Here is an 8,141-nt window from a genome sequence, read left to right on the forward strand (position 1 = left end):
GTCCCTAAACCTCGGATTGGCCTAGTCTGGGCAACCCACAGTCAAACGCCGAGTGCAGCTCGGCGCTCCTGCCCTCTTGAGTACCTCCTACCGCTACTGCGGGAATTTGATGTCCAGTGGTATAGTCTGCAAAAGGAGCGATCGCCACAGGAAGCAGCACAACTACAGCAGGTGGGGGTGATTGACTGCCAGCCCTATATGGGGGATTTTCTGGATACGGCACTTTTAATCCAACAATTGGATGCAGTAATTACAATTGACACGGCTGTGGCTCATCTTGCAGGAGCCTTAGGGAAACCGCTGTGGATTCTGCTGCCCTTTGTGGCCGATTGGCGGTGGCTTTGGCGGCAGTCGCGATCGCCTTGGTATCCCTCTGCGCAGTTAATTCGTCAGCCGCAGCGGGAGGATTGGCAAGGGGCGATCGCCCAATTGCGCACTGCGCTTCAAGCGCGCTACCCAAGGATCGGCAATGGGGTATCCAATTGAGAACAAATTAGTGATTGCCGTGGCCTCCAGTGCCCTGTTTGATCTGACGGAGTCAGATGCAGTATTCCAAAACGAGGGCACGGAAAAATACCGTCAATTTCAGCGGGAGAGGAAATACGATGTGCTGCCCAAAGGGGTAGCATTTCCTTTTATTCGCCGCTTTTTGAACCTCAATCGCGCCTATCCCGAACAGGAGCCAGTGGAGGTGGTTCTCCTATCCCGCAATGATCCAGATACTGGTCAGCGCGTCTTTTACTCAATCCAGCACTATCGCCTGAATATTACCCGTGCAGCATTTTTGGGCGGGAAGTCCCCCCATCCCTACATTCCTGCTTTCAATGTGTCCCTGTTTCTCTCTGCCAATGCAACAGATGTACAGCAGGCCATCAAAGCTGGCTATCCAGCGGGCATGGTCATTCCTTCGCCGATTACCGACCATGAAGAGGATGCCGAGTTGCGCATTGCTTTTGACTTTGACGGCGTGCTGGCAGATGATGAAGCCGAGGCGGTATTTCATCAGGGGGATTTGGAACAATTTCATGCCCATGAACTGCAAAAGGCCAACATTCCCCACAATCCGGGGCCATTGAGTGATCTGTTTAGGAAACTGGCGGCCTTTCAACAGTTGGAGATGGCCAAAGAGCAGCAGGATGCCAGCTATCAGCGGCTGTTACGGATTGCGATTGTAACAGCCCGTAATATCCTAGCGAGTGAACGGGTGGTGACGACCTTAAATAGCTGGGGAGTGATGCCCGATGAAACCTTTTTCCTTGGTGGTATGGAGAAAGTACGGGTTCTCAAGCAACTCAAGCCGCACATTTTCTTTGATGATCAACTCACCCATCTGCAGTCAGCAGCAGGCGCCATTCCCTCGGTACATGTTCCCTTTGGTGTGCGCAATTAAACAACGGTACTTAAGGATGGCTCAAGGGGGACTTGACCGCTGCCAAGAACAAGAACTGTGGGACTGAGGGGATAAATGCGAATGTGATCTACTGTAGGCTGAATGCGCCGTTGTAGGCGATCGCACAATTCTTCAACAAAGCATTGATTTCGTTGCCGGGGGGACGGTGGCTGCGCTCTTGAAAAACAAGCTTAGGATGCTGGAAACAATCACTCAGGCCTTCAAAGTAATACTTTGCACCACTGCCCTCAACTCCAAGGAGTTCTTGTAGAGTTGCTGTATGCAGGCTACATTTTGCCAAAATCCCCAAGATATTGATCCTTCGCTCCAGTTCTAGCGGCGATCGCCGGCGGTAGTGCCGCATCAAGATGACACGGCTGTTCGGGAGTTTGGCATGAATTAACTGCTGGGCAACATAAAGTTTTTGGCTATCACTCAATTGCGCTTGAAGCGCCACAAAGGCTTGACGCCTGCGCTGAATAGGCAGCAAGCGACCATAACAGTAACCTGACCTTGATAAATAGGCAATTGTAATCCCCCGCTGCAAGCAAGCACCGATCAGTTGAGTGGTCAGTTGGCAGGAACCGAAAACCAGAATAAGATCAACATGAGGAAGTTGCGCTGCGTGAAAAGGGTTTTCTCATGTCGCACAATAATTTTCTCGCCCTTCAGAGAGGCAGTGCAGCCCTGCCGCGATAGGTAGAGAGTCGTGCCCATATCAAAGGTAGCGATTAGTTTCAGAGAATGAACGGTGATGAATAATTCTCTGTTGAGCAAGTTGTAATCCGCTCAGGGAGAGGCTACATTAAAGATTCTCTTACTTCCCTTCGGGGAAGCTGATTAAATGGAAACAAAAAATCCCTAGTCAACACGACTAGGGAAATCTATTAATTGCTTTCCTTTGGGGAAGCTGATTAAGCGGAAACTTCACGGACACAGGGCTGGCCGTCCACAATCTCACCGATTAGGATGACATCGGCCACATTCACAAAAAGGCCATTTTCGATAACGCCGGGGATATTGTTAATAGTTTTCTCCAGTTCGGCGGGGTTAGCAATTTCGTCAAACTTAACATCAAGGACAAGATTGCCTTGATCGGTAACCACAGGGCCATCTTTTTTTACCCCCATGCGCAGCTCGGGGTGCCCCCCAAGGGCTTTCAGGGCGCGAGTAACAGGAGCTACGGCAAAGGGCAAAACTTCCACAGGCACAGGGAAAGTAGACCCCAATTTCTGCACCAGTTTGCTGCTGTCCACTACCACCAAGAACTGATCGGCAAGGGAGTCGACAACTTTTTCACGGGTATGGGCTGCCCCCCCTCCCTTGATCAGGTTTTTGGCGGGATCTACCTCATCGGCGCCGTCAATGGCGAGGTCTAATTTCTCCACATCATCGAGGGTAAGGAGGGGAATGCCGTACTTTTTAGCGAGGACAGTGGCTTGAAACGACGTGGGCACACCGGCAATGTTACTCAGTTCTCCACTGCGCAGGCGATCGCCCAAAAATTGGATGACAAAGGCCGTGGTTGACCCTGTGCCCAAGCCCACCACCATCCCTGACTGCACGCGATCGGCAGCGGCTTTAGCAACGGCCTGTTTCATCTGTTTGATTGCATCCTCACCCATGGGCGAACTCCCTTGTTTTTCCAAAAGCACAATACCACAGCAACAGTCCTTTACAACCTTTTGACGGCGGGGGAACCTCTCTTTGAGGCCATCAGTCCTGAAAGGGAACTGTTCTTGCCTGAAACGGGAAAGACAATCCCCTCCCTTTTCCGTTTGAGGGCGCTCCAGCCATCCAAAGAGGACTGGAGTTGCCGTTAACTTCATAAATCACGATAATGCTAGTGACCAAAAGGATAGGTGAGGAATGGCGATCGCGCACACAAGGAAAAAAGGGCAGTGGCTCCCCCTATTGGGTGTGGCTGCAACATTTTGGGCCCATACTGGCCTCGCTGCCGAACAAATTAGCCTTGTTTATCCGCCCTTTGGCACATTTAACATTCAAGTCAACCACCTTGCCACATTTGCCAAAACGGGTCATGCAAGTCCTGAACTCAGATTTTTAATTCGCCTCCTCCCTACTGATCAAGAGTCAAACCTACGGGAGAGCTTGACCACACGGATGAACTTAGAGCCGACAACCGTCAGTCAATTTGTCAAAAGTCCCATTGGTCAAGCCTTTTTAGAGCGTATCGGCCAAGTCATTCGGGCAGAAAATGATGTCAACGGCGGTCAAGCTCTAGGGGAAGCCCTGAAAACTGCGGCCAGTTCTCCCTCAGGAATTACACTCCTATCGGTGTTGCAGGCCTTTCCAGGCAAAAGTCTGAAAGTCAACGGTGAACTTGGCTTGAAAGCAATTGGTGCATTTAGCCGTGCAATTAATCAAGAGCAGCGTACTCAAAACTTTATCGAACGGCTGGCGCAGCTCCAACCCCGAACAGCTCTGCCAGCCAGCGGACGCACTCCTGCGCAAAAGGGGCCTTTCCAGTGGCAAAAGCAAACATTCGAATTTACCAATCCCAATCGCACCACAGAGCCAATTCCTGCAGATCTCTATGTCCCAACGGGGATCACTGCACCCGCCCCTCTGATTGTCATTTCCCATGGGTTAGCCTCAGATCGCACAACGTTTGCCTACTTGGCAGAACACTTAGCCAGTTATGGTCTGGCGGTGTTGGCAGTCACTCACCCCGGTTCTGATACCCGTCGGATTAGTAGTTTCCTTTCAGGGGCGCCCCTAGACTATGAGAATTTGCCCAAAGACTGGGCGCAGCGCCCCCTCGACCTAAAGTTTGGCATAGATGCCGTGGCGGCTTTTGTTCAGAAAGACCCTGCCCTAAAAATTGACACGAATAATGTTGGTCTTTTTGGTCACTCGATGGGGGGGTTTACGGTACTGGCAGCAGCGGGGGGTACCGTTGACTGGAATGCTGTCCAACAACGTTGTCTGGCAGCGGCAAATGATCTCTTTATCTTTAATATCTCAGTGCCCCTGCAATGCCGTAGTCTCGGTCTTGCTGATCCTCCCTCTGTCCCAGTAGATTCACGGGTCAAGTCTGTGATTGCCGTCAATCCAGTGAGCAGTATCCTCATTGGCGAGCGCGGCATGGCTAATATCAAAGTGCCGACGCTGATTATTTCCAGTAGCAAAGATGTCTTTGCCCCGCCACTGGAGGAGCAGGTCTTGCCCTTTACGTGGTTACAAGCACAGCCCAAGTATTTGGCAATGCTTGTGCCTGCTACCCACTTCTCAGCAGTGGGGGTCAGCGCAGGGGGAGTGTTGCCAGTACCCGCTGATCTCATTGGCCCAAATCCCCAGTTGGCGCAGCCCTTTTTCAAGGGGGTCAGTGCTGCCTTCTTTGGTGTGTTTAATCAACAAAATGAGCAGTTGCGACCCTTTTTAAGTCAAACATTTGTTAGCCAAGTGGCACGGCCAACTTTTCAAGTCCATTGGGTTGATCGCATTCATTCGCAGCAGTTGCAGGAAGTACTAGGAGGCCGTATTGGGAGTCAACCCCGCAGATAAAGCGCCCCTGAAATTAACGTCAGGGCGATCGCCCCTCCATAGACAATCAGACTTCCCCCTTGCCAACTCGGAGGTAAGGGAGCCAAAAGGAGGGCAACAGCCACAATCTGACTGACCGTTTTTGCTTTTCCCCAGAGGTTTGCCCCCTGAATTTGCGGTTGCTGAACCCGCCAACTGGCAATTCCCAGTTCCCGAAAGAGAATTAAGGCCACTGACCAAGCGGGCACTTCTCCCCACTCAATACAGATTAAAAGAGGAACAAGGATGAGCAACTTATCCACCAGCGGATCAAGCACCTTGCCCAAATCCGTTACCTGATTGAAACGACGTGCAATATAGCCATCGAGCCAATCGGTGAGGGCAGCCACCAGAAACAGCCCCACCGCCCACCAGCGATAGACCACAGCGTCATTGAAGGAGAGCAAGCCCAGAATTAGCGGTACTATGAACAGGCGAGCAAGGGTAATGCTGGTGGCTAGATTAAAGGGCATAGTTATCCCCAAGAAAACCCCCTCCGAGAGAGACAAACTCTAGTATTGACAATCGTGTACGATAGTGTGTAGGCGAACAGCAAACTTGCCCGTGCTATCAGCGACGTGGGCTTTGCTCGATTCCGCCCGCAGATTGAGTACAAGGCCAAACGCTAGGGAACCCGGTTGGTCATTGCTGACCATTGGTTCTCAAGCAGTAAGCGATGCTCGGTCTGTGGCTGGAAAGACGATGCGCTGGCGTTGAGTAACCGGAAATGGGATTCACCATGACCGCAACCTCAATGCCGCGTTGAACCTGAAACGGCTGGCAACCGCAACTGCTCTGCCCGTGGCGAGTCCGTCCGGCAACGGCGGCACTGCCTCTGGAAAGTGACGTTTACCAAAAGCAGACTGTAGTCTGCTTCTGGAAACTGTCAGATACGAATACGTTTGGGACAGGAAGAGAACGGTGCGCACTTTTGTGCGCTTTCTTGATAGCAGACAGAGATGCCCCTACTCCATTTACATACTTGGCCAGAGGTCGAAGCCTATCTCAACACCTCCAAGGGGGTGATTGTTCCCATTGGCTCCACGGAGCAGCATGGTCCTATGGGCTTAATTGGTACCGATGCCCTCTGTGCTGAAGCGATCGCTAAAGGGGTAGGAGAAGCCACTGCCGCCCTTGTTGCCCCAACTATTTCCATAGGCATGGCTCTACACCATACGGCTTTCCCCGGTACCATTAGCTTGCGCCCGAGTACCTTGATTCTGGTCATTCGCGATTATGTTGTGAGTTTGGTACGCGCAGGTTTTCAACGCTTCTTTTTCATTAATGGTCATGGCGGCAATATCGCCACAGTGAAGGCAGCCTTTGCTGAAACCTATGCGGTCTTGGCAGATTTGCACATTCCAGCAGCGGATCAAGTGCGCTGTGAATTGGCCAACTGGTTTATGTGTAGCTCAGTGATACAACTGGCGCGAGAATTGTATGGCGATCGCGAGGGTTCCCATGCTACCCCCAGTGAAGTCGCGGTTACCCAATTTCTTTACCCAGAAGCCATTAAGTGCGTACCCCTTAACCCCGAAGTCAATACCGGCCATGCCATTTACGGTGCTGTAGATTTTCGCCGCCGCTATTCCGATGGCCGTGTAGGGGCAGATTCCAGTTTGGCCACCCCTGGGCATGGACAGCAATTTTATGAGCGGGCTGTTCAGGAGTTGAGCGATCGCTACCGTCAATTTCTCCAAGCCGACTAAATGACACCTCCCCTTACACCGCAAACGTGGCATTGGCAAGATTACCCGATTCTCTATCGGCATCAAGGGACGCAGGGCATTCCCCTCCTTCTGATTCATGGCTTTGGTGCCTCGAGCTTGCATTGGCGCAAAAACATTTCTGTCCTTGCCGCTCACCATCCAGTCTATGCCATTGATTTACTGGGCTTTGGTGGTTCCGCCAAACCCTCCCCTTCAGTTGTTCCCTACACATTTGAGACCTGGGCAGCCTTGGTCTTAGACTTTTGCCATGAAATCATCGGCCAGCCCGCAGTTCTCATTGGCAACTCCATTGGCTGTGTGGTTGCCTTACAAGCCGCTGTTTTTCAGCCCGCGTGGGTGAGTCACCTGATCCTGCTCAACTGCTCTTTACGTCAGCTCCACGACCGCAAGCGACAGCAACTCCCTTGGCATCGCCGTTGGGGAACCGCACTACTCCAGCGACTTTTGGGGAACCGCACCCTTGGCACCTACTTCTTCCGTCAAATTGCCCAACCCCATACCGTGCGCCGCATTCTCCATCAAGCCTACGCCAAGACTAGCGCTGTTACTGATGAGCTTGTAGAGATACTGCTGACCCCTGCTCAAGATACGGGAGCTGCCGATGTTTTTTTAGCCTTTGTCCGTTACTCTCAAGGTCCTCTACCTGAAGACTTGCTACCGCAGATTACCTGCCCCACCTATTTCCTTTGGGGTGCCGCCGACCCTTGGGAACCAATTGACGAAGGTCAGAAGCTGGCTCAATTTCCCTGTGTGCAGGAGTTTATTGCCTTGCCAGAGGTTGGCCATTGTCCCCAAGATGAAGCACCTGAGCAGGTGAATACCTATATCTTGAAATGGCTGGGAAAGACGTCCGTCACCAACTAGAATCTTCCCTAAACTCGTGTTATATTAATAAAGCTTAGCGGGGCGTAGCGCAGCTTGGTAGCGCACCACTTTGGGGTAGTGGGGGTCGTGGGTTCAAATCCCGCCGCTCCGATTTTATACACAGTGTTTTCAAGGGAAAGTAATAGACATGATTCCTGAGAATGCCATAGTGATAATGGATAGAGGCTTTGCGAGCTGGAAGTTGCTGAACTGTATCGACAGCGGTGGGCGATTGAGAATTTATGGAAATTTCTGAAAATGCACTTATCGTTGGAGCGGTTGATGACGAAGAGTTTGCATGGGATAGTCAACTAAATATACATAGTCTTGATTGCGTATTTAATTTTAGAGCTAGTGGATATAGCGGAGCACTTTGGGAGGAGACAGTTAGATAAGTTCAGATATTTTCAACTCGAACTCAGTTAGTGATGTATGGCTAACACCACACAAGCTAGAATAGAGTATTGGCGCTTTGATGGTTAGCCAGAGCGACTTGTGGCCTCTCGCATCCGCTCGACGTAGGCTTAGAATGTTAAGTTTTGTTGTAGGATTCAAGGATTTTGCTTTTTGTAGTGTATTATGAAAATATCTATAGTTTAATCTGGTATTAG

7 protein-coding genes, 1 tRNA gene and 2 pseudogenes are annotated in these 8,141 nt (G+C 51.2%); 7 read left to right on the plus strand and 3 right to left on the minus strand.

Annotated elements, in window-relative coordinates:
* A partial coding sequence (locus P3X23_RS06650) for a glycosyltransferase family 9 protein (RefSeq protein WP_300874489.1) occupies window positions 1–486 on the plus strand: 486 nt, incomplete at its 5' end.
* Window positions 470–1,390, plus strand: a complete 921-nt coding sequence (locus tag P3X23_RS06655; protein ID WP_300874491.1) for a 5'-nucleotidase — start codon at window positions 470–472, stop codon at window positions 1,388–1,390. The genes P3X23_RS06650 and P3X23_RS06655, both read left to right, overlap by 17 nt.
* 88 nt (window positions 1,391–1,478) lie before the next feature.
* On the opposite strand, the pseudogene cas1 reads toward P3X23_RS06655, so the two are convergent.
* Window positions 1,479–1,997, minus strand: a pseudogene (gene cas1, locus P3X23_RS06660) (CRISPR-associated endonuclease Cas1); the annotation flags it as partial.
* 307 nt (window positions 1,998–2,304) lie between these two features.
* Complete coding sequence (rpiA, locus tag P3X23_RS06665; RefSeq protein ID WP_300874493.1) at window positions 2,305–3,015, minus strand: ribose-5-phosphate isomerase RpiA; 711 nt, start codon at window positions 3,013–3,015, stop codon at window positions 2,305–2,307.
* Between the two features lie 244 nt (window positions 3,016–3,259).
* On the opposite strand from rpiA, the gene P3X23_RS06670 reads away from it, so the two are divergent.
* Entirely contained in the window at window positions 3,260–4,918 is a 1,659-nt protein-coding gene (locus P3X23_RS06670) for an alpha/beta hydrolase (protein WP_300874494.1), read from the plus strand.
* Here P3X23_RS06670 and pgsA read toward each other — a convergent pair.
* On the minus strand, window positions 4,903–5,409 hold the full coding sequence (pgsA, locus tag P3X23_RS06675) for a CDP-diacylglycerol--glycerol-3-phosphate 3-phosphatidyltransferase (RefSeq protein WP_300874495.1): 507 nt from the start codon (window positions 5,407–5,409) through the stop codon (window positions 4,903–4,905). The genes P3X23_RS06670 and pgsA overlap by 16 nt on opposite strands.
* 486 nt (window positions 5,410–5,895) lie before the next feature.
* Between pgsA and P3X23_RS06680 the strand changes: the two genes are divergently transcribed.
* The 4 genes and pseudogenes from P3X23_RS06680 to P3X23_RS06695 form a co-directional block, all read left to right on the plus strand.
* The gene (locus P3X23_RS06680; RefSeq protein ID WP_300874497.1) at window positions 5,896–6,645 is read left to right on the plus strand and encodes a creatininase family protein; all 750 of its coding nucleotides are present in this window, start codon (window positions 5,896–5,898) and stop codon (window positions 6,643–6,645) included.
* On the plus strand, window positions 6,646–7,530 hold the full coding sequence (locus P3X23_RS06685; protein ID WP_300874500.1) for an alpha/beta fold hydrolase: 885 nt from the start codon (window positions 6,646–6,648) through the stop codon (window positions 7,528–7,530).
* A 38-nt stretch (window positions 7,531–7,568) separates the two neighbouring features.
* Window positions 7,569–7,642: transfer RNA gene (locus P3X23_RS06690), tRNA-Pro, on the plus strand.
* Window positions 7,643–7,716: 74 nt separating this feature from the next.
* A pseudogene (locus P3X23_RS06695) lies at window positions 7,717–7,956 on the plus strand (transposase); the annotation flags it as partial.
* Window positions 7,957–8,141 lie beyond the last annotated feature (185 nt).

It is taken from the genome of Thermosynechococcus sp. Uc (assembly GCF_029335995.1).
Lineage (GTDB): Bacteria > Cyanobacteriota > Cyanobacteriia > Thermosynechococcales > Thermosynechococcaceae > Thermosynechococcus.